The following is a 20201-nucleotide window of genomic DNA, read 5'->3' as shown; positions in this document are numbered from 1 at the left end:
CTTTAGAAGTTTTTTATTGCTGTGTGGCATCGTATTGCGGATGAAATTTTCTTTTCGATTGCGGAAAAATATAGAATTTCTCGATTCAAAATCCCAGGTTGTTTGCAAGTGGTATGGTTTATACCGTAATATTTTTAAACCACTTGACGTTGATTTTTCAGACCTCCATTCTCAGCCCAGCTGCCAGTTAGACATATAACGGATTCAGCTTAGGGAGTGCGCAGGCGCTGGTCGCATCGACCTGCTTCTCGCACATTGTCATTTGATAGAGGAGGAGTGGCGCATGAGAACAACTGTATGCAATACCTTGTTGATGGGATTGATAGGCGGCCTGCTGGCAGGCTGTAGCGATGGCGGTTCGTCGGGAGCAGCGACGGCGGCCAGCCTGAAGCAGGTTTCAGCCACCGTGAAATCCAGCGTGCCGGTCTGCGCCCCCGCCTGGAGCGCTTCCGCCGTCTACACCGGCGGCAACCAGGCCAGCTACAGCAGCGTGAACTACACGGCCAACTGGTGGACCCAAGGGAATAATCCATCCACCAACAATGGCGGCAGCGGCAGCGGACAGCCGTGGACGTCGAACGGCGCCTGCAGCACAACGCCGACTCCTACGCCAACCCCGACTCCCACACCAACTCCGACCCCGACGCCAACTCCGACGCCTACCCCCACACCGACGCCAACGCCAACGCCGACACCAGGTTTTGTGTTCAGCGCATACAAGGACGTCACAGCCGACGCCAACTGGAACACCGGCGCCATGCAGAGCACGGCAACCGGCACATCCTTGCCGGTCACTACCGCCATGCCGGCGCATAACGGCGTGCTGACCTGGGCCTTCGCCACAGGCGGCTGCGGTTCCGAGACCTGGGCCGGCATCACACCGGCGATGATTGCCACCAACGTCCAGTCTTTCGTGGCCGCCGGCAAGAAATACATCGTGTCAACCGGCGGAGCGGCAGGGTCGTTCACCTGTACCTCGGATGCCGGTTTCGATGCTTTCATCAACACGTATAGCTCAGCCAATCTGGTCGGCATCGATTTCGATATCGAAGACGGCCAGAGCCAGTCCGACATCAACAACCTGGTGGCGCGGGTCCAGGCCGCCCAGGTCAAGTATCCGAACCTGCGCTTCAGCTTCACCATCGCCACGCTGGCGACCAGCCAGAGCGGTTCCTCGGTGGCGGTGGACATGGGCTCGGCTTCGCCTAATCCGCTGGGTTCGATGGGGATAGCGGTGATGCAGGCGATCCAGTCCGCCGGCCTCAAGAACTACTACGTCAACCTGATGGTGATGGACTATGGCTCGGCTACCGCGGTCAACTGCGTGATCAGCGGCGGCGTTTGCCAGATGGGGCAGTCGGCGATCCAGGCGGCGATGGACTTCCGCGGCTTCTACAAGGTGCCGTATAGCCAGATCGAGCTGACGCCGATGATAGGCGCCAACGACACTGCCGGTGAAACCTTCACCCTGGCCGATACCGACACCTTGTCGGCCTGGTCCAAGGCCAACGGCATCGCCGGCTTGCATCACTGGTCGTTCGACCGCGACACCGGCATGACTTACACCAACCGCTTCATCTCGGATCTCGGTCTCTGATCCGCTGCTGATTGCCTTGTCATCAAGCCGGCTCGCAAGAGCCGGCTTTTTTCATGGCGCCGGCTGGCGCGATCCGCAATGCCTTGCATGGCAGGCATCAAACGTATCTGATCCTTGCCTACTTTCTTGTATACATGGGGTTGGACTTGCGACATCATATTCCTCACGCCGCATGGCAGGCGCGGCGCGAAAAGTTATTGTTTTCGCTGTAGCCGATGCGCCAGGAAAAAACATGTTCAATTTCGATCCCGATCATTATCCCTATGCTTCCCGCCGCAGCGCGGTCTACGCCAGGCGCGGGATGGTGGCGACCTCGCAGCCGCTGGCGGCGCAAGCCGGGCTGGCGGTGCTGCAGGCCGGCGGCAACGCCATCGATGCGGCGATCGCCACTGCAGCTGCTCTGACCGTGGTCGAGCCGACCGCCAACGGCATCGGCGGCGACGCTTTTGCGCTGATCTGGCGCCAAGGCAAGCTGCACGGCTTGAACGCCAGCGGCGCCGCACCGCAGGCGATCTCGATCGCCAAGCTCAGCGCCGCCGGCCATCAAAGCATGCCGAAGTACGGCCCGCTGCCGGTCACCGTGCCCGGCGCGCCGGGCGCATGGGCCAGCATGGCCGAGCGCTTCGGCAGCTTGCCTTTGCCGGTGTCCATGGCCGGCGCGATCGCGCTGGCGCAGGACGGCTATCCGCTGTCGCCGATGATTGCCTATGCCTGGCAACAGGCTCACAGCCTGTTCCAGGGCGAGTTCAAGCAAGCGCATTTCCAATCCTGGTTCGATACATTCAGCGTCGGCGGGCGGGCGCCGCGCGCCGGCGAAATCTGGCGCTCGCCGGGGCATGCCGATACGCTGCGTGCTATCGCGGCTGACGGCGCCGCCAGCTTTTACCGCGGCGCCCTGGCAGAAAAGACCGCTGCTTTCGTGCGCGCCGCCGGCGGTTATCTCGATGCAGCAGACCTGGCAGCCTACCAGCCGCAGTGGGTCGATCCCATCAGCTGCAACTATCGCGGCTACGATGTCTGGGAAATTCCGCCTAATGGCCATGGCCTGGTGGCCCTGCTGGCATTGAATATCCTGCAAGGCTTCGACTTCAGCCAGCGCGACAGCTTGCTGACTTACCACCGCCAGATCGAAGCGATCAAGCTGGCTTATGCCGATGGCCTGGCGCATATCGCCGACAGCGGCCACATGCGGGTGTCGGTGCAGGATTTGCTGTCGGCAGCCTATGCCGACGAACGCCGCAAGCTGATCGGCGCGCGAGCGGCATTGCCGCAGGCCGGGCAGCCGTCGCGCGGCGGCACCGTCTACCTCAGCACTGCCGACGATCAGGGCAATATGGTGTCCTTCATCCAGAGCAACTACATGGGTTTCGGCTCGGGCCTGGTGGTGCCGGGAACCGGCATTGCGCTGCATAACCGCGGCAACAATTTCACGCTGGATGCATCCCATCCCAACTGCCTGGCGCCGGGCAAGCGGCCGTATCACACGATCATTCCGGGCTTCCTGACCAAGGATGGCGAGGCGGTCGGTCCGTTTGGCGTGATGGGCGGCTTCATGCAGCCGCAAGGGCACATGCAGATGATCATGAACACGGTAGACTTCGACCTCAATCCGCAATCGTCGCTGGATGCGCCGCGCTGGGAATGGGAGGGCGGCAATAACGTCAGCATCGAACATACGACCGCTGAGCATCTGTTGCGCGGCTTGCGCGGCCTCGGACACGAGGCGTCGTGGTCGGCCAACCAGCTCGGTTTCGGCCGCGGCCAGATCATCTGGCGCGACCGCCACGGCGTGCTGTGCGGCGGCACGGAGCCGCGCACCGACGGCTGCATTGCGGCCTGGTAGCGCCTGCGCCGCACCGTCTTGCTACAATCTCGCGTCTGCCGGTTTGCACCACACACCTATCAAGAAGGAAAGCAAAATGCCTGAAGCAGTCGACCTTACCCGTATCTGTCCGGTGATCATGACGCCTAGCCATGACGGAAAATTTTTCCGCAACTACGTGATGTCTCTATTGAATTTTACAGTGGAGGCAGAACGCTGCGGAATGCCGATGCAAGTGGTCATGCATCAAGGGGAAAGCCTGGTGACGCGGGCGCGCAACAACTGCGTCGCCGACTTTCTCGCCAATCCGCAATGGACGCATCTGTTCTGGATCGACGCCGATATCGGCTTTTCCGCCGAGGCAGCGTTCCGACTGCTGCGTTCTGGCTACGACATCGCCGCCGGCGTCTATCCGCTCAAGCACGAAACCTGGCCTCAGGGAGGCCTGCCGCAGGGTACCACCCAGCAGCAGTTCGAAGCGACCTATGCGCGTTATACCGTCAACGCCAAGGTTGCCGACGGCAGCAAGCAGGTCAACCTGGAGGTGCAGGCCGACGGTTTCATGCGCATGGAAGAAGCGCCGACCGGCTTCATGGTGATCAAGCGCAGCGTGTTTGAGCGGCTGATCGCCAGCTACCCTGAGCTCAACTATGTGCCCGACAGCATAGGCGTGCCGGACCAGGGACTGCATTACCGCTTCTTCGACGTCATGGTCGATCCGGATACGCGCCGCTATCTGTCGGAAGACTATGGGTTTTGCCGGCTATGGTCTGGGCTGGGCGAGTCCATCTATATCGATGCCAATTCCAACCTGAGCCACCAGGGTTCCAAGCTGTACACGGGCGACTTCGCCAATTCACTGCGTACCTCCTTGCCTTACGCGATAGGCGCGCCGCAAGGCACGCAGATGCAGCTCACCGGGCTGGAGCATCTGCGCTCCAATTCCTTGTTCTGAGATAAGTCGAAGAAGTTTGATTGTTGAGAATTTCATAAAACGCGACAAAATCGTAACCTGGTTTTCGTCGCGCTTAACACACGCAGCTAACTGGGGTCAGAGTGAACTTTCTGCGCTTTTTGCAGAAACTTCACTCTGACCCCACTTAGCGGGCTACGGAGTGCACGCCTCGTTGCTAGAAAACAGAACCATGAATGCGCTTCTTCTTTCTCCGACCCCAGATGACTCTGCCCGTTTGCTGGGCTTCCCAACGATTACAGTTGGGAATTTGTGGTGGCGCTGAACTTGGTGTTCAGATTGGTTTCCAGGTTGCCGATTGCCTTTTCCAGGATGCTGAAGATTTGCGCCCGGTTGGCGGCGTTGCTCAAGTCCAGCGTGGCGCTGGTGGTCACGCCGACGCTGGCCAGGGCGCTGTTGAACGCGGTTTGCGCCTGCGCCGCTGAAATGTAGACCGAGGTCCCTGAGCTGTTGACATACGCCAGCGTCTGGAACACGTTCGAGAACACGGTTTCCAGCGCCGGCATGTTGAAGGCGACATGGTTGGCCGGCATCGTGAAGGTAGTGGCGCTGGTGGTCGGGATCGGGTTGCCGTACAGCTGGTCGAGGTAATAGCGCACCTGATACGGATATTGCTGATAAGTGTCGGTCGCGCCCCACACTGAGCTGTAGGCGTTGACGCTGCTGACCGTCGCTGCGGTCGCCGTCGCTCCCAGTTTGCTGTAGCTGGTCATCAGGGTGCCGTAGTAACCCTGGTTGTAGGCGACATTCAGCAAGACATCCAGGAAATTGCCAGGCAGCTTGGTGAAGTTGGCCAGCGTATTGTCATAGTAAGGCTGCCACGGCGTCGTCCAGCCGCCGGTGCCCTTGCCGGTGAGGATCAGGGCGACAAAGTCGTTGTAATGGAAATACGCGGTCAGCATCGGCCCGTAGTATTTATTGTTGAACGAAGGCGGCGTCACCTTGGTGTACTGCTGGGCCGCGGTGGCCATGGTGTAGCCGATGTTCTTCTGGATGGCGACGTAGTTGATCAGCGAATGGCCGGCCGGCGCATAGGAGCCGGAAACCATGTCGGCGGCGTAGTTGTTGATCTGGTAGGGTCCGCCCTGGCCGGCGCCCATCACGGCTTGCTGGTCCGGCGATGGATCGATCAGGCTGCCGCTGCTGGCGTACAGCCCAGTCTCGATATTTTCCTGCAGCAGCTGGCCCATGATCGAGCCGTACATGTAGTCCTTCTGGAACTGCATGCCCGGATAGTATTGCTGCACCAGGTGGCCGTACATGACGCCGGCGATGATGTTCGACATGATCAGGTCATTGTAGTTGCCGCCATCCAGCACCAGCTGGTCCTGGGCGCTGCCGGCGCCCAGCAGCAGGTGATAGTTGATGGCGCCGGTGGTGCTGCCAGGGGTGGTTGGCGGCGGATTCACCGGCGGCGGCGTGACCGGCGGCGGGGTGGGCGTGCCGCTGCCGCATACGCCGGCGGACGTCCACGGTTTGCCGCTGCCGCTGGCGCCGCTGTCGGTAACCGGATCGTTGCCCTGGGTCCACCAGTTGGCGGTGTAGTTGGTGCTGTTGGCGCTGGCGCTGTTGCCGCCGACATAAATGGTGCTGGCGTTCCAGGCGGGAGCGCAGGCCGGCGCGCTGGCCTTGCCGGTGGCGGCAATCTGCTTCTGGCTGGCGCTGCCGGCATCGCTCGAACCGCCGTCGCCGCAACCTGCCAGCATGCTGCCGATCGCGCTGCACAGCACGGTGCTGACTATTCTTGTTTTCATGCATATCTCCTGTGTCGAATGGGGAAGTGCGTGAAACCAGATAGTTTCCGCACGCCAACTAATCCGGGCCGAGGATGAGGGAAGCGAAATTGAGCGTCAAGTGGTTTGCACGGTTTTTTGCAGCGACCATACCAGTTGCGAAGCGGTATTGACTTTCATTCGTGGCGGGTGTCTGTTTAAGTCACAAATAGAACGCTAGGCGAAGTGAAATTATTTCCGAGTAGCAATGAATAGGTTTTTCGTAAAAATATCTTCTTGATAATTTTTTCGACGGAATTTGGCGCTGCCGGAGAGGGCGAGCGTCTGTCATGTGATAGACAGGCGTAATACCACTTTTCCATTTTTTTGCATGTGGTCTTAGTGCTTCTGCAGTGGATTCTTGTCGGGCAGGTGATGCCAATCAGGAAAACAATCCGTCAATGACGGAGTGTGGCAATATGCCGGATATTTCCCTGCCGACATATTCCTCAATCGGCTCGTTTACGCGGCAGGGCTGAGCCCATCGTTTTACAGAACAGAAGGTTTCTTTCATGCGACCAGCATCTTTTCTCCGCAATGTCCTTGGCACGCTGTTCCTGCTTGCTTGCGCGGCAGCGTCGGCGCAAAGCACTTACCGCACCGCCGGCAGCTGCGACGGCTTTCCGCGTGTCGACCTGAAAGTGGCCAAGGGCATGTGCATGGGGCTGGTCGCCGATCACCTCGGCTTCGTGCGCGGAGTGGCCGCGATCGGTCAGGATATCTATATGCTGGACATGGGCGGCTGGGTCAGCAAGCGCGGCCGCCTGCTGCACCTGAACCTGAAACAGAAGCAGAAGGGCCAGCCGGAAGTGCTGCTGAGCCAGCTTGACATGCCGAATGGGATCGTCGCTACCCCGGACAAGAAGCTGCTGATCGGCATGCACGGCCGCATCGTCCGCATCGATCCGGCCGCCAAGGATCTGCTGGGCAGCGCCCAGGATATCGTCGTCAACCTGCCGACCACTGGCCGCCATCCGCTGACGGCGATGGTGCTCGGCGCCGACGGCGCACTGTACATCAATGTCGGCTCCGCCACCGACAATTGCGAAAGCCGGCCCGACCAGCCCGGCAAGTCGGATTCGCCTTGCCCCGAGATCAAGGAGACGCCGCCGCGCGCCAGCGTGCTGCGCGCCAGCCTGACAAACGCCCACCTGCCGCTTGATGCGCGCGCGCTGCCGGTGCACGCGCGCGGCTTGCGCAACAGCATGGCGCTGGCGCTCACCGCCAACGGCACGCTGGTTGCCGCCACCAATTCGCGCGACAACATCACCGTCGCCGATCCCAAGCTGTCCGACGCCGAGCTGCCGCACGACACCCTCAGCTGGCTCAGCGCTGGCGCCGATTACGGCTGGCCCTATTGTTTCGACAAACTTAGGGCCAGTCCGGAATATCCGGGATTCGATTGCCGCGCCAAGACGCCGCCCGGCCGCCTTCTGCCACCGCATGCAGCGCCGCTGGGCATGCTGATCTACAACGGCAAAAGCCTGCCGGCGCTGAACGGCCACCTGATCATCGGCTATCACGGCTACCGCGCCGCCGGCCACCGGCTGGTCAGCCTGGCTCTGGATGCCGCCTACCAGCCGGTGGGCGAGCCGCGCGATCTGGTGGCGGGATGGAACTATCGGCACGGCGGCTATCCGATGGGCGCACCGGTGGCGCTGGCTACGCTGGACGATGGGAGCTTGGTGATTACAGAGGACAGGAATGGGACGTTGTTGCGGCTGGCGCCTGACTAACCCGGCAGTGAAACTTGATTTGACAAGTAACAGAATTCAGTGATTGATAAAAAGGGATAAATATGAATTCTAAAATTCTTTGCTTGTTCGCCGTTATCGCCTCATTTGGGATAAACGCGCATGCGGATAATATCAATCGATGCATCGCTGCCGACGGCAAGGTAAGCTATTCCGACGCGCCTTGCTCCACTGCTACGAAGAAAGCCACGGAAATTCATGTAAACACAGCTGTGCCTGCAGCCATGAATCAGGAATCCGATACTCCGAAGGATTGGCAGTTGCAGGACGCAGAGTTTCAAAAGCGGCGAGCTGGTCAGCAAGCTGCAGAGAAAGCGGCGGAGGACAAAGCGCAGCACGATCAGGCATTGAAGAAGCTGGCAAAAGCTACTGAATGGCCCGATGTACAAGAAAAGGCGCGCAGGCTTGAAGAACTGCGTCGGGCCGTGCGCCAAGACAGAAGGGAAGGGAGAGAGCTGCCGGCCAGATATTACAACAATCCTCCGCCTTGATCATTTTCAACGGGAAATTTCGCTTCAATATTGATGCTTGGGTCGTAGGCAGTCATTTATCAATGTCTGAAGTCGGCCAGATTCGGATGTTCTGGCTTGCCATCAATTCGATGATATTCTGAAAATTTACCGGCGCTGCGGGTGTTGAGTTCATTTCCATGAAGCGCCAATCGACGGCATGTCCTGAGCTTTTAAGCACAAACCGTCGTCTAAAATAAGGGGGAGTAGCCTTGGAAAATTCCGCAATTGAACGCTGGCACGAGATTGTCAAATCGCGCGGCATCGCGTCCTTGAAAGCGTTGCTGGCCGATGATGTGGTCTTCGAATCACCGGTTGTTCACACGGCCCAAAGCGGCAAGGCAATCACATTCAAATATCTTGCCGCGGCCTTGCATGTCTTGAATAACGACACCTTCCAATATTTGAATGAATGGCTCGGACCGCATTCCGCAGTGTTGGAGTTCCAATCAAGCTACGACGGCATCCTGATCAACGGCGTGGACATGATCACGTGGAACGACGAGGGCCTGATTACACATTTTAAGGTAATGATCCGCCCGCTAAAAGCGGTCAACAAAATTCACGAAATGATGGGTCAGATGCTCCAGCTTGAAGCGGCCCAACAACGGTAAAATTGCTATCTCGCTGCAATTGATGTGGCAATAATGACTGCAAACTTTCGGCCAGCAGCAGCCGGAATTCAAAGAGTTGCGAGAAGAAAGACATATTGCCAATTAGATTATGCAAACATCCGGTTCAGCGCGGACGTCTACACTTCGCCTCTCTGTCTTCTCTCGCCCACGAGTTCCAGCTAACTGAACCTGCTCTTTTATTGAATGATAAATTGCTTTTTTTATATGCAGCTCTTCGACATGAAAATCTATCGTTTAAAACAAAAAACAGGATCGAGGAACATAAAAAATTCCAAACTGAAAAACATATCTAATTGACTACCTATATTAAATCGTGGCGGCCAAACGCTCCCTAACCTCAGTTAAGGTTACCTCGTTGAGTAATTTTCCATTTTCAAACACAGGAACAAATTCGCAGTTATTGACTTCATTCCAACTCACTTGGTCCTTCAAATAAAATTCACCTTGATCATTTTTGTACACTGCTACTAGGCCTTTGGCTGAATTCTTGGTTCCATCTCCCGTTTTTGGTGCTTTGAAGATTTCACGATTTTCACCGGAAATTTTGGCGAAAGTCGCTTTAACGGCGAAACCATCGGTATCGCGAGTTACGTATTGATAGGTGTAACTGCCAATTCCAAAAACCACATTGGTTGAGGCAAATCCTTTGGCTTTGAGTCCTGCACAAATTGCCGTGGCACGCTCAATAGTGATGGAATCGCCATAAATCAATCCAACATGGGGATCCAGAATTTTGTAGCCTTGCTTAGTTTCGCTACCGCCAAACACTTCCCACAAGCATTCAATCGCGCCTTTGTATTCTGATGAGCCGATTTCGGCATCAGCATCGCCACAAATCATTTTGACTGGGCAACCGGTGTCAGGGCGAAACACAACTTTGCCATCGCGCGCTAAAATTTGTTTTTTCAGTTTGACCGTAAAGTCGGTCATCACTTGCCAGAAATCCCAAGAATCCGACACGATACTCACGATGCCAGCTGGATAGATGTCCTGGATCAAACGGAGAAAGGTTTTGAGCTCATTATCCATGCCGCCTGCACACATCACCGAATGCTCAGTTGCGGCAACGCTGCCCCCAACCAGCTCAAGGTCACTATTGGCACCGTAATAATCTTCCAGAAAATCAATGGCAGGAATGGTGTCGGTTCCAGTAAAGCTCAATAAATGCGCTGCACCGCTCATTGCAGCGGCTTCAGCACCAAACATGCCTCGGAAACTAAAGTCGTGTCCTTGCCAATTCACAAAATCGGTGCTGCCATCAGTTTCTAGAGCATAAGCGTTGAGTATTTTTTTGTACTCATGTGCAGTCGTCGCGCTGGTGCACATGCCCCATACATTAGTTGATAAAATAGTTTCCAAATAATTGGTGAGCCAGAAAAAGCGGTCATCTGTATTAAAAATCACGAGACATGGGACTCTTAGCGGATAAACTGATCCCTCCGGCAAAGCCATGATTTTGATGGGCAAATAGCCTAGATCGTGAAGATCTGAAATGTGCTGAGTGCCGACATTGTTTGGGCCTAAATAATTGTTAATGCGGCGGGCAAAGCGGCGAATCACTTCGTCTTTTGGCTGTTGGAAAAAATCTTCTTGCCAGCTTTTTATTAAGAAGTTTTTTATGAAATACTGCAAACCAAAAAAAACTAGATCATCGGTGTAGTCGCGACGTGTTGCTCTAGCGGTTAAATTACTAAACACCACTTCAGTATTGTCCGGGTATTGACGACGATGATCGACTTTGTAACCATCAATTGCGGTAGCAGGATTCAAGTTCATTGTTTTTCTCCTTGTGTTGGCATAAAGCGCCAAATATTTTTTACATTTAATAATTTCGATGCGACCAAGTTTTGCAAACTATCGGTGGTGTACACCGCATCAATGCCACTTTCCGCTAATCTTTCTTCATTGGCAGTGCCTTCATAATGCGATACAGCTAAGATAATTTTTTCGCAGTTTTTGGCTTTGAGTTTTTTCGCCAATTCGATAAAAGTTCGGCCGCCTGCACAAATATCATCGACAATCACCGCTGTTTTTCCGCTTAAATTTTCACAAAAAACCTCGGTGTCAATAATTGCCCCATTCCTTACATCGCGTATTTTATCTGCCCGTACTACCGGCACCCCACCCAGTTGACTAGATAATTCAAAGATTTTTTTATTCGAACCGGCATCTGGCGACACCAAAATAAAATCTGATCGAATGTCATTCACGACGTCTTTGATAAATTGATGGTTTTTGACTACATGGACGTTATTCAAAAGGGCAATAACCACGTCACTGTGGGGATCAAAAACACAAACCTTTTGATAATGCTGTTGATTGATCAAATCGGCGTAGACCTTAACCGACAGTGGTTCGCCTGAATTGCAAACGCGGTCTTGCCTTGCACCTGGAAAATAGGGGATACATAAATCGATCACATTTGCGCCCTGGCGGCGAAGTGCATCGGTCAGCAGTAGGAGCTGAATTAGCGATTGATCTCCGCTGTAGCGAAACATAATTTCGACATGGGAACTACTGGGCGCCAAAATTTGGAGGTGATTTTCACCGCTCTTAAATTGAAAATGTTTAAACGAATCTTCAGCTTGTTGAGGATTTGGTAAAAAATAACGATTGTTGGTTGTAGCGTGGCTGCCCATTTGCTAACCCTGTTTTGAAGTAATCAGAGCGCAGTCAACTCTTGCTCGTTTGACTATGCTTTCTTTAGTTTTATCGGGGGATGAATAAAACATGAATAGATATTAATGTCTTTGAGACACAAAGTAAAGTGGAATTTAGCAACTTTTAGCAAGCTGCCATTTATGCTATAAGGAAAGTGTCCCAAAGACATAAAAAGATGAGAAAAATGAATGCCATATTGCAAATAGACAAACCTTTGTTCACTGTGGACAGTGTGCTTTTCACTGTTCACGATGGCGTTTTGAAAGTGCTCATGGCCAAACGTGCTGAATCGCCGTTTGTCGGTTATTGGGGGCTGCCCGGTGGATTTATTGATATCAATGTGGATGAAAACACCGATATGACTGCACGTCGAAAGTTGTTGGACAAAACGGGGCTGGTACCGAGCTATTTAGAACAACTGCAGGTGATCTCTGGACCTAAGCGTGACCCGCGTGGATATAGCGTTACGCTTGCCTATTATGCGTTGGTAGCACATCAAAACGTTGAGTCTAAAATCGCGTCCGTTGAGAGTACCTGTTGGTTGAATGTGAGTGAATTGTCCAAGCTGTTGATCGCTTTCGATCATCGACACATCATTGATATGGCGCAGCAGCGACTACAACAGAAAACACTGTACTCAATGATCCCAGTATTTTGTTTGCCTGAAAAATTTAGCATCGGCCAATTGATCAAGGTGATTGAAGCAATCATCGAAAAGCCAATTCAAAGAAAAAGTTTAATGCGACGAATTGAGGCATCAGAAATGTTTGAAATTTCCAATGAAAAAATATCTTCAGGAGGGCGATTGGCGCAGCTCTATGCACTGAAGCCAGGCGCTGACATCGTCAATTTTGAACGCAATTTAAGTGTTTAACATGAGAGAAACCGGCAAGGAAAACATTATGGAATTTAACGCGCCTGCGCCTCTCCTCGGATTGTCAGATACCAGTGAATTCCCAGAAGTTATCGATGATCTTTCAGCTTTGTTCTCAGCCACACAAGGCGATACCGTCGCGGGCATCGTTTTGGAAATACTCGATAAATACGCGATAGCTCTCGATACGCAAAGTTATCCGGCGAGCCTCTATGCCGAATCACTCTTGTACATGATTTATTGGTTCCATCGCCTACGTGACCCCGTCCGCAAGAATGGTATCGAAAATTGCATCGGAAAATATCTAAACGTGGATCATCAATCCGCAGTAGTGAACGCGTTATTGTCCGATCAGAAACTCAAAATTCAAGCAAAGCAGCGAATTGATCAGGGAGTCATGGTTCGCAAGACTGTCGACGTACTTGTGATGCGAGACGGAGAACATGGGCGGGAATTCCTGACATTGGACCGGACTTTTTTTCCTGAGGGTATGTCGCTGCCTGGCGGCTTACTTCGGGATGAAGATGAGCAAAACGAGATCGGAATTCCCGGCAACATATTTGCAGCGCTAAGGGTAACGGGCAGCAAAGTGTTCGGATCAGTAACACCAGAATATGGAATTGCGGAATTAGACGGACGTAAATACTATTTCGTCCGGAACGAAGCAGGAAAAGAAGCGCGAATCTATATGGATAGAACCATTTCTCATGGATATCGCGATCACCTTAAAGACATCGCTCTCCCCTCAGATCCGCGTCATATAGTTGACACGGTTGGATTTCTCGTAGAAATTTCCGAAACGGAAGGGGTTGAGGGCCGGTGGCTTCCGGAGAGCGTGATTACTACGCCGAACGCGAAAGAAGGCTCCTTTGCCTTCGGTCACCACAAACAGATTGCCGCTGCGCTCATTGCGAAAAACTTTACTAAAACGCTGGGGGCTTCTCATCACGAATGGATACGCGAAACGGTAAACAGCCCATTGGATGTGTACCGTGGATTACGGACACGGTTTGAATCGAATAACGACAACTTGGATACGGCAGTTCTGGAGTTGTTGCCAGTGGTTGAGTACGTTCGTAGCCAGATGATGCTATCCGCGATAGAAGAGAAGTGCCGCGGCAATGCGGCATTTGCGTCGATGCGCGACCAGTTGCTACATAAACTTCACCACGTTACGATCCAGAACGGCCCGATGTGTCCCTATGCTCCGACGCTGCGTATCTTGTTTGAAGCTGCAGGCTTCTTTGATGTGGCGTGCCGAATTGAGAAGGATTTGAGCACTCATTTTCAAAAGAAGTACTGGTACCGATACGAGGAGCTGATGCGTCGAATTCCCAAAGTAATCATCATTCCGACTTTTGATAACATTTCTGCCACCGATCTCATGAAAATCCGAGGTACTCCAATATATTTTATAGGGGTATCAACGGAACCTGTGTATGTTGATGAATTCTGGCAGTCCCCACTCGAATTCCTCATTCACGATCTTAACCATGCTTGGAAGATGATGGACATGGACGACAGGTTTTTGCAAATACAACCAAAGTTGAGCAGGGATGATCTCATGAATGAATCAAATAAATTCATTCGCGAGTACTTTCCGAGTATCGCCATCCGAAAAACAGACACGGAACAACAGAAAGAAATGAAGAAGCTCAAGAAAATTCTCTTGTTTGAAGTCAGTCACGAAGACGCGAGACCTCTGTTGCCGAATATCGTCAAGGAGGCACTTCTGGAAGATGAGGGATACGAGTTTCCGGACCACGTCGTCCGTTATGATGAAGGCGCGAATCAAGCTTATTTGGAAAAGCGCACCATTCCTGGCATCACTGCACTTTCTTATGTCAGGCACAAATTGCAACACGGTTTCTTTGACCAGACTGACTCGCAGAACATTCAGATAGTATCTCCAAAATATCGCACGGTAGAGTGGATTGTGAGAGCAACCGTAGAATTACTGACGGAAATGCATGCGGAAATTCCTCCCGCAGTTCAAGCGGAAGGATTGACGGAGTACCTGACGCGGCAGGCTTGCTCCCGAGGCCCCACGATTCTTCACTCGCCAGAAAATTTAGACCCCGTTGTGGGGGAGTATGGGGATGGAACGATTATTCAGGCTTAGTTACATTGAGATGGTTTTTGAATTCAATTCATAGTTTTTATTTGAGAAGCGTTTTTTCTTAGTAGAAGTGTGTGTCAGTGTAATGTGCTCTTCCAGTGAATTTGAGCTAATTGACGCGGGAAAGGTCGTCCAATAATCTGTTGTAGGTAGTGCGCGTGCTTCGCCAATACACACCTAAACCGGGATGTTGACCGTAAGCTTTCTTGAAATCGCTATGACAGGCTTGGGTCGAATTTGAGTCTATCGCGACTGGCTCAAAACGGCCAAGAGCGGCCGGCCGAGATTCGTGCTCAAAGCGGCCTTTTACGTTCTACAGCTGTGTAGGTAGCATTTTAACCTTAATCTTGTCCGTACTACCCGCCGATCGCGGAGGAGCTGAGCTAGCAAACCTCATGCGATCGCGTGTGTAGTGCGTCGTATCGAATCGATGCTCCCAAATTTCATGAATATTAAGCCATGACGATCCACACGAAGAGAATAGTCGCCTTATTTCTGATTAGCTTTGTCGTTACTGTCCAAGCGGCCAGCGACCCGGCCTGGCTCTACCAAAATCTCAATAACTCTGAAGTCATCGTGCAGTATTCGCAAGGCAAGATCGACGGAGAAGCCTATACGGCCGTCGTGGCAAATCGAGGAAACCCTAAGGAAGACCGCCTCCCAGCTATCGTAATATTCGAAAGCCGAGATGGGCTGCACAAATTACTTACTGAGATCGATGTTGGGGATGGGGTCGTGTCGAAAGTCAAAATTAAGAACAATTCGATCTACATTCGTCAGGACTACGCTCATCACGGCATCCGATTCATCCAATACCAGTTCAAGCGCGTCGGCGACGAATTCAAGATGATTGGTATCGAATCGCAGGATATGTCGCTGAGCGATTACGGCGTTTCCGAGGAGGAGCTAGACGCGCCAGGTTATAAGAGCCAAGAGATGTGGTCAGGGGCCAGCACGAATCTTATCGCTTCACGGGGTGAATGCTGGCTGACGATGTCCGATGCGGGCGATTCCACTGCAAGCCTGATGCAACAGGAGGTAGCACAAGACCAATTCGAACGGGGTGTTCGCCCAAAAAACGCAGTGACTGGGGAGATTCGATTTCCCTCGACAAGACTGCTGCCTTTGTCGAGTTTTGACCTCTACGCCAGTCTCGACAATTTCTTCTACCCTGAATGTTACTTCGATTACAAGAAACGCTTGCACAAAATAACTGCGCCTCCGAAATAGCCCACAAGCGCGTCCTGAGGCGACTGGAACTTCGAACGGTTGGATTTTTCGCGGTGCTTCATAACCTTGCAGGCGGCGCGGCACCTTGGTTTTCCTGTCGATGCGGCTCCTTTGCTGCACTTGGAGTCTAGTTTGAACGGCCGCTCTTCCTGCGCCCAACTCCCGCTCCGGGTCGAAATCAACCAGTTGAATCCGCCGTCGATAACAGTCTTCAATCAAAAACAACCACCTGCCGCACCGCTTCACCAGTATGCAAGCGGTCAAAACCCTCATTGATATCTTCCAGCCGCAAACGGTGCGACAGCAGCAGGTTGACCGGCAGCCGTCCGCCGCGATACAGGCTGATGTATCGCGGCAGATCCCGTACCGGTACGCAGCTGCCGATATAGCTGCCCTTGACTGTGCGCTCCTCCGCCACCAGGTTGACCAGCGGCAGTCCGGCGGTGGTGGTGGTGCCGCCACGGCGGGTGATGCAGTAGGCGGTCTCGAAGGCTCGGACGGAACCGGCGAATTCAAATACATGATCGGCGCCGCCGTTGGTGGCATCCCTGACCGCTGCCACGCAGTTCGGGTCGCCGCCGTCAAAGCTCATGGTTGCGCCTAACCGGGTGGCGAGTTCGCGCTTGCTTGCGGCGAGGTCGATGGCGATCACTTCGCGTGCGCCGGCGGCCAGCGCGCCTATCACCGCAGCCGGGCCGACGCCTCCCAGGCCGACTACCGCGACCGACTGGCCGGCTCGTACCTGGGCTGTGTTGACTACCGCGCCGACGCCGGTCAGGACCGCGCAGCCGAACAGCGCGGCTTCGTCAAATGGAAGAGCAGGGTCGATTTTGACGAGTGAATGACGTGAAACGACGGCGTATTCGGCGAACGCCGAGCAGCCCAGATGATGATTGACCGCTTCGCCACGCGCGCTTTCAAGCAGGCGTGCGCCGGACAGCAGGGTGCCGTTGCCGTTGGCCTGGGCGCCGGGCTCGCACAGGGCGGGGCGCCCTTCGCAGCAGGGCGGGCAATGGCCGCAGCTGGGGACGAACACCAGCGCCACGTGATCGCCGAGCTGCAGGTCGGTAACGCCGTCTCCCAGCGCCGCGACTTCGCCTGCGGCTTCGTGGCCGAGCGCCATCGGCCGCGGGCGGTCGCCATTGATGACCGACAGGTCGGAGTGGCACAGGCCGGCGGCGCGGATGCGCACCAGTACTTCGTCGCGTCCGGGCGGCGCCAGTTCGAGTTCTTCGATCGCCAGCGGCTTGGATTGCCGATAGGGATGCGGCAAGCCGGTCTGGCGCAGTACGGCGGCGCGGATTTTCATATGGCTTCCTCTATTCCAGTGCTTACCTCACGCAGCGACACCCGCAGATATTCCGTTGCGTGCAAGGGCCCGGAAATTGTGACTTCAATTGAAGAGCTGCAAATCAGACGCCTATTTTAGCCGGCACCAGGGGAATAAATACGGTGACGCACAATCCTGTCTGTGTTTTCCGGTCGGCATGCGCCAGTGTGACGCGGGCGCCGATGCGGCTGGCGATAGTCTGGACGATGGACAGGCCCAGTCCCGATCCGGTGGAGTCGTTGCCGAGTACCCGGTAGAAGGGATCGAACACGCGCGCTTGTTCTTCCGGCGCGATGCCGGGTCCTGTATCGTCCACTTGCAAGCTGACGCCGCCGGCGCTGCTGTGCATGGACAGGTTGATGCGTCCGCCTGGCGGGGTATAGCGGATGGCGTTGTCGACCAGGTTCCTCACGATGGTAATGAGGTCGACTTCGGCCACCGGCACCCGCAGGTCGGCTTCGCCTTCGACACCGATGTCGATCTGTTTGGCGTCAGCCAGCGGCATCAGGTCTTCCAGCACGCGCCGGTAGACCTGCATGACGGCTACCGTGTCGCTGGGCGCCAGCGGCGCGGACTGCGCCCGCGCCAGCGCCAGCAGCTGATCCAGCAAGCGCCGTCCGCGTTCAATCCCTTGCCGCAGCGTCGCCAGCCGCTGACGCGCGGTGTCCGGCATCTCGGCATCGGCCAGCCGCTCGGCTTGCAGCGACAGCGCCGTGAGCGGCGAACGCAATTCGTGGGCGGCATCGGCGACGAAGCGGCGCTGTGCTTCCATGGCTTGCGCCACGCGCTCCAGCAGGCGGTTGATGGCGATCACGAATGGCCGCACTTCGACCGGCAGCGGCTCCGCTGCCAGCGCATGCAGTTCTTGTTCGTTGCGGCTGTCGATCTCGGCTGACAACCTGGCGATAGGCTGGAACATCTTGCGCACCAGGTGGGCCACCAGCACCAGCAGCAGCGGAATCAGGATCAGGAAGGGCATCAGCGTACGCAAACCGCTGTCGCGGGCGATTTCATCGCGCACCGCGGTTTCCTGGGCGACGGCGATGCGCTGCTGCGACGCCAGGGTTTTTACCAGCACCCGATAGCGATGATGGCCTGAGTGCAAAGTCTGCATGCCGTCCGGCAGGGTCGTCGGCAGCTTCAGTCCTTTCGCCCGGGATGAGCTCGCGCCGCTGTCGTCGTCGCCCAGATACTGTACGATGACGCGCGCTTCCTCGTCGCCGATGGCGACCTTGGCGGCATCCTGCCGCGGCGGAACCGGAATATGCTCCTGGTCGAACAGAGCGGCCACCTGGCGCAACATGTCGTCCTGGAATTCATGCGCCTCGTCGAAACCGGAGATAAAGGCGAATACCCCGGCCAGCAGCGCCACCGCCAGGATCGCCAGCGACAGCCAGAGCGACAGGCGGAACTGGATCGAATTCTTCAACTTCCTTTGGAAACCATCCATCCCACACCCCTGACATTTTTGATGGCTGCGCTGCCCAGTTTCTTGCGCAAGGCATGGATCAGGAATTCGACGGCGTTGCTTTCCACTTCCTCGCCCCAGCCATAGATCCGCTCCTCCAGCTCGCTGCGCGACAAGATCGCTCCTGGCCTCAGCATCAGCGCCTGCAGCAAGGCGAATTCGCGGTTCGACAGTTGCTGCGGCGGCTGGTCTTGGCTGCTGGCGAGGCGTGTGGACGGGTCAAGAGAGAGGACGCCGTTGCTCAGCAATGGCGTGGCGCTGCCGCCTTTGCGGCGCAGCACGGCGCGCGCGCGCGCCAGCAGCTCGGCCATGTCGAACGGTTTCAGGATATAGTCGTCGGCGCCGCCATCCAGTCCGCGCAGGCGGTGTTCCAGGCCGTCGCGTGCCGTGATGATCAGCAAGGGCAGGGGATTGTCCTGGCGCCGGATGGCATCCATCACCTCGAAGCCGTCTTTCCCGGGCAAGCCGAGATCGAGCAGCAGCAAGTCATAGTGCTGGCAGGACAGCGTATCCAACGCTGTCTTGCCGTTCCTTACCCAGTCGACGGCGTAGGAGGCGTCTTTCAACGCCGCCTGGATGGCCTCTCCGATCATCGGATCGTCTTCAGCCAGCAATACCCGCATGCATCCTCCGTTATTACGCTATTGATTTATGGTTTCGGCTGTACGCTCCACCCGTATACTCTCACGCTTCAGGGCTTGCGCCGCTTGCTGGCGGAACAGCAGGATGCAGGCAACGATAAAGAACAGCAGCGCTGCCGACGCCGAATAGCGGCTCAACGCCAGGCCGCCCGCGTTGAGCGGCTTGTCGAGAAAGTCGCCGACCACGGCGCCCAGCGGGCGAGTCAGGATGAATGCGGCCCAGAACAGCAGCGTTCGCGAAGTCTTGGTGCGGTAGTAGGCCAGCGCCACCAGTGCCAGCAGGGCGCCGAACAGGATAGCCGCACCGCCATAGCCGAGGCCGGCGGTATCGGCCGCCCAGTCGCCCAGCGCGGTGCCCAGCGTTTGCGAAAACATGATCGTGACCCAGTAGAATATTTCCGCTGCCGGTGAATGGACGCTGTCGACGGCTACCGATCCCATGGTCCGGTACCAGGCAAACAAGGAAATCAGCAACAGCGCAAACAGCAGCGACGCACCGCCCGGGTAGCCGATGCCGAGCGAGCGGTCGGCAAAGTCGGCCAGCGTGGTGCCGATGGTGGTGGTGGCGATCACGGTGGTCCAGTAAAGGAAAGGCTTGAAGCGCGTGGCGCGGATCTGGGCGGCCACCGCGACCAGGAAGATCGCGCCGAAGATGACGCTGCCGACCAGGTAGCCCAGGTTCATCGACATCGAAACCGCATCGCCGCCGGTTTCGCCAAGGGTGGTGGCGGCGATCTTGATGATCCAGAACATCAGGGTGACTTCAGGCACCTTGCTTACCGCCAGCTGCATTGTTTTATTCATCATTGTTTCCTT

16 protein-coding genes are annotated in these 20201 nt (G+C 55.5%); 9 read left to right on the top strand and 7 right to left on the bottom strand.

Going from position 1 to position 20201, the window contains the following annotated elements:
* The first annotated feature begins 283 nt into the window (after window positions 1–283).
* The 3 genes from BCF11_RS28465 (at window position 284) to BCF11_RS26435 (ending at window position 4374) form a co-directional block, all read left to right on the top strand.
* Complete coding sequence (locus BCF11_RS28465; protein WP_233212726.1) at window positions 284–1597, top strand: carbohydrate-binding protein; 1314 nt, start codon at window positions 284–286, stop codon at window positions 1595–1597.
* A 232-nt stretch (window positions 1598–1829) separates the two neighbouring features.
* Window positions 1830–3440 (top strand): gamma-glutamyltransferase family protein, encoded by a 1611-nt coding sequence (locus BCF11_RS26440; protein ID WP_098497832.1) that lies wholly within the window; start codon window positions 1830–1832, stop codon window positions 3438–3440.
* A 76-nt stretch (window positions 3441–3516) separates the two neighbouring features.
* Window positions 3517–4374, top strand: a complete 858-nt coding sequence (locus BCF11_RS26435) for a hypothetical protein (protein ID WP_098497831.1) — start codon at window positions 3517–3519, stop codon at window positions 4372–4374.
* 254 nt (window positions 4375–4628) lie between these two features.
* On the opposite strand, the gene BCF11_RS26430 is transcribed toward BCF11_RS26435, so the two are convergent.
* Window positions 4629–6146, bottom strand: a complete 1518-nt coding sequence (locus tag BCF11_RS26430; protein ID WP_158229295.1) for a chitin-binding protein — start codon at window positions 6144–6146, stop codon at window positions 4629–4631.
* 530 nt (window positions 6147–6676) lie between these two features.
* Between BCF11_RS26430 and BCF11_RS26425 the strand changes: the two genes are divergently transcribed.
* The 3 genes from BCF11_RS26425 (at window position 6677) to BCF11_RS26415 (ending at window position 9041) form a co-directional block, all read left to right on the top strand.
* Complete coding sequence (locus BCF11_RS26425) at window positions 6677–7900, top strand: sorbosone dehydrogenase family protein (protein WP_098497830.1); 1224 nt, start codon at window positions 6677–6679, stop codon at window positions 7898–7900.
* Between the two features lie 62 nt (window positions 7901–7962).
* Complete coding sequence (locus BCF11_RS26420) at window positions 7963–8409, top strand: DUF4124 domain-containing protein (RefSeq protein ID WP_098497829.1); 447 nt, start codon at window positions 7963–7965, stop codon at window positions 8407–8409.
* A gap of 230 nt (window positions 8410–8639) precedes the next feature.
* Window positions 8640–9041: a nuclear transport factor 2 family protein gene (locus BCF11_RS26415; RefSeq protein WP_098497828.1), complete on the top strand. Its 402-nt coding sequence runs from the start codon at window positions 8640–8642 to the stop codon at window positions 9039–9041.
* Between the two features lie 327 nt (window positions 9042–9368).
* Here BCF11_RS26415 and BCF11_RS26410 read toward each other — a convergent pair whose 3' ends face one another.
* Complete coding sequence (locus BCF11_RS26410) at window positions 9369–10838, bottom strand: nicotinate phosphoribosyltransferase (protein ID WP_098497827.1); 1470 nt, start codon at window positions 10836–10838, stop codon at window positions 9369–9371.
* Complete coding sequence (gene prs / locus BCF11_RS26405) at window positions 10835–11701, bottom strand: ribose-phosphate diphosphokinase (protein ID WP_098497826.1); 867 nt, start codon at window positions 11699–11701, stop codon at window positions 10835–10837. The genes BCF11_RS26410 and prs overlap by 4 nt, the downstream gene beginning before the upstream one ends.
* A 206-nt stretch (window positions 11702–11907) precedes the next feature.
* Here prs and BCF11_RS26400 point away from each other — a divergent pair, with 206 nt between their 5' ends.
* The 3 genes from BCF11_RS26400 to BCF11_RS26390 all read left to right on the top strand — a co-directional run bounded on the left by BCF11_RS26400 (window position 11908) and on the right by BCF11_RS26390 (window position 15946).
* The gene (locus BCF11_RS26400) at window positions 11908–12597 is read left to right on the top strand and encodes an NUDIX domain-containing protein (RefSeq protein ID WP_199111259.1); all 690 of its coding nucleotides are present in this window, start codon (window positions 11908–11910) and stop codon (window positions 12595–12597) included.
* Between the two features lies 1 nt (window position 12598).
* Window positions 12599–14719 carry a hypothetical protein gene (locus tag BCF11_RS26395; RefSeq protein WP_098497824.1) on the top strand — a complete coding sequence of 707 codons (2121 nt, stop codon included), beginning with the start codon at window positions 12599–12601 and terminating at the stop codon, window positions 14717–14719.
* 456 nt (window positions 14720–15175) lie between these two features.
* Window positions 15176–15946: a hypothetical protein gene (locus BCF11_RS26390; protein ID WP_098497823.1), complete on the top strand. Its 771-nt coding sequence runs from the start codon at window positions 15176–15178 to the stop codon at window positions 15944–15946.
* A 211-nt stretch (window positions 15947–16157) separates the two neighbouring features.
* On the opposite strand, the gene BCF11_RS26385 is transcribed toward BCF11_RS26390, so the two are convergent.
* The 4 genes from BCF11_RS26385 to BCF11_RS26370 form a co-directional block, all read right to left on the bottom strand.
* Window positions 16158–17255 carry a zinc-dependent alcohol dehydrogenase family protein gene (locus BCF11_RS26385; RefSeq protein WP_098497822.1) on the bottom strand — a complete coding sequence of 366 codons (1098 nt, stop codon included), beginning with the start codon at window positions 17253–17255 and terminating at the stop codon, window positions 16158–16160.
* A 103-nt stretch (window positions 17256–17358) separates the two neighbouring features.
* Window positions 17359–18726, bottom strand: a complete 1368-nt coding sequence (locus tag BCF11_RS26380) for an ATP-binding protein (RefSeq protein ID WP_098497821.1) — start codon at window positions 18724–18726, stop codon at window positions 17359–17361.
* Window positions 18702–19367, bottom strand: a complete 666-nt coding sequence (locus BCF11_RS26375; RefSeq protein ID WP_098497820.1) for a response regulator transcription factor — start codon at window positions 19365–19367, stop codon at window positions 18702–18704. Before BCF11_RS26375 ends, BCF11_RS26380 begins: the two co-directional genes overlap by 25 nt.
* An 18-nt stretch (window positions 19368–19385) precedes the next feature.
* On the bottom strand, window positions 19386–20189 hold the full coding sequence (locus tag BCF11_RS26370) for a hypothetical protein (protein WP_098497997.1): 804 nt from the start codon (window positions 20187–20189) through the stop codon (window positions 19386–19388).
* Between the last annotated feature and the right edge of the window lie 12 nt (window positions 20190–20201).

The sequence above is a fragment of the Collimonas sp. PA-H2 genome, assembly GCF_002564105.1.
In the GTDB taxonomy this organism is placed as follows: domain Bacteria; phylum Pseudomonadota; class Gammaproteobacteria; order Burkholderiales; family Burkholderiaceae_D; genus Collimonas.
The sequence above is the reverse complement of the archived record's forward strand: the minus strand, read 5'-3'. Positions and strand labels throughout refer to the sequence as shown.

Coding starts and splice junctions, on each gene's coding strand:
- BCF11_RS28465 (WP_233212726.1), top strand. CDS start 284: ATGAGAACAACTGTATGCAATACCTTGTTGATGGGATTGATAGGCGGC.
- BCF11_RS26440 (WP_098497832.1), top strand. CDS start 1,830: ATGTTCAATTTCGATCCCGATCATTATCCCTATGCTTCCCGCCGCAGC.
- BCF11_RS26435 (WP_098497831.1), top strand. CDS start 3,517: ATGCCTGAAGCAGTCGACCTTACCCGTATCTGTCCGGTGATCATGACG.
- BCF11_RS26430 (WP_158229295.1), bottom strand. CDS start 6,146: ATGAAAACAAGAATAGTCAGCACCGTGCTGTGCAGCGCGATCGGCAGC.
- BCF11_RS26425 (WP_098497830.1), top strand. CDS start 6,677: ATGCGACCAGCATCTTTTCTCCGCAATGTCCTTGGCACGCTGTTCCTG.
- BCF11_RS26420 (WP_098497829.1), top strand. CDS start 7,963: ATGAATTCTAAAATTCTTTGCTTGTTCGCCGTTATCGCCTCATTTGGG.
- BCF11_RS26410 (WP_098497827.1), bottom strand. CDS start 10,838: ATGAACTTGAATCCTGCTACCGCAATTGATGGTTACAAAGTCGATCAT.
- prs (WP_098497826.1), bottom strand. CDS start 11,701: ATGGGCAGCCACGCTACAACCAACAATCGTTATTTTTTACCAAATCCT.
- BCF11_RS26400 (WP_199111259.1), top strand. CDS start 11,908: ATGAATGCCATATTGCAAATAGACAAACCTTTGTTCACTGTGGACAGT.
- BCF11_RS26395 (WP_098497824.1), top strand. CDS start 12,599: ATGAGAGAAACCGGCAAGGAAAACATTATGGAATTTAACGCGCCTGCG.
- BCF11_RS26390 (WP_098497823.1), top strand. CDS start 15,176: ATGACGATCCACACGAAGAGAATAGTCGCCTTATTTCTGATTAGCTTT.
- BCF11_RS26385 (WP_098497822.1), bottom strand. CDS start 17,255: ATGAAAATCCGCGCCGCCGTACTGCGCCAGACCGGCTTGCCGCATCCC.
- BCF11_RS26380 (WP_098497821.1), bottom strand. CDS start 18,726: ATGGATGGTTTCCAAAGGAAGTTGAAGAATTCGATCCAGTTCCGCCTG.
- BCF11_RS26375 (WP_098497820.1), bottom strand. CDS start 19,367: ATGCGGGTATTGCTGGCTGAAGACGATCCGATGATCGGAGAGGCCATC.
- BCF11_RS26370 (WP_098497997.1), bottom strand. CDS start 20,189: ATGAATAAAACAATGCAGCTGGCGGTAAGCAAGGTGCCTGAAGTCACC.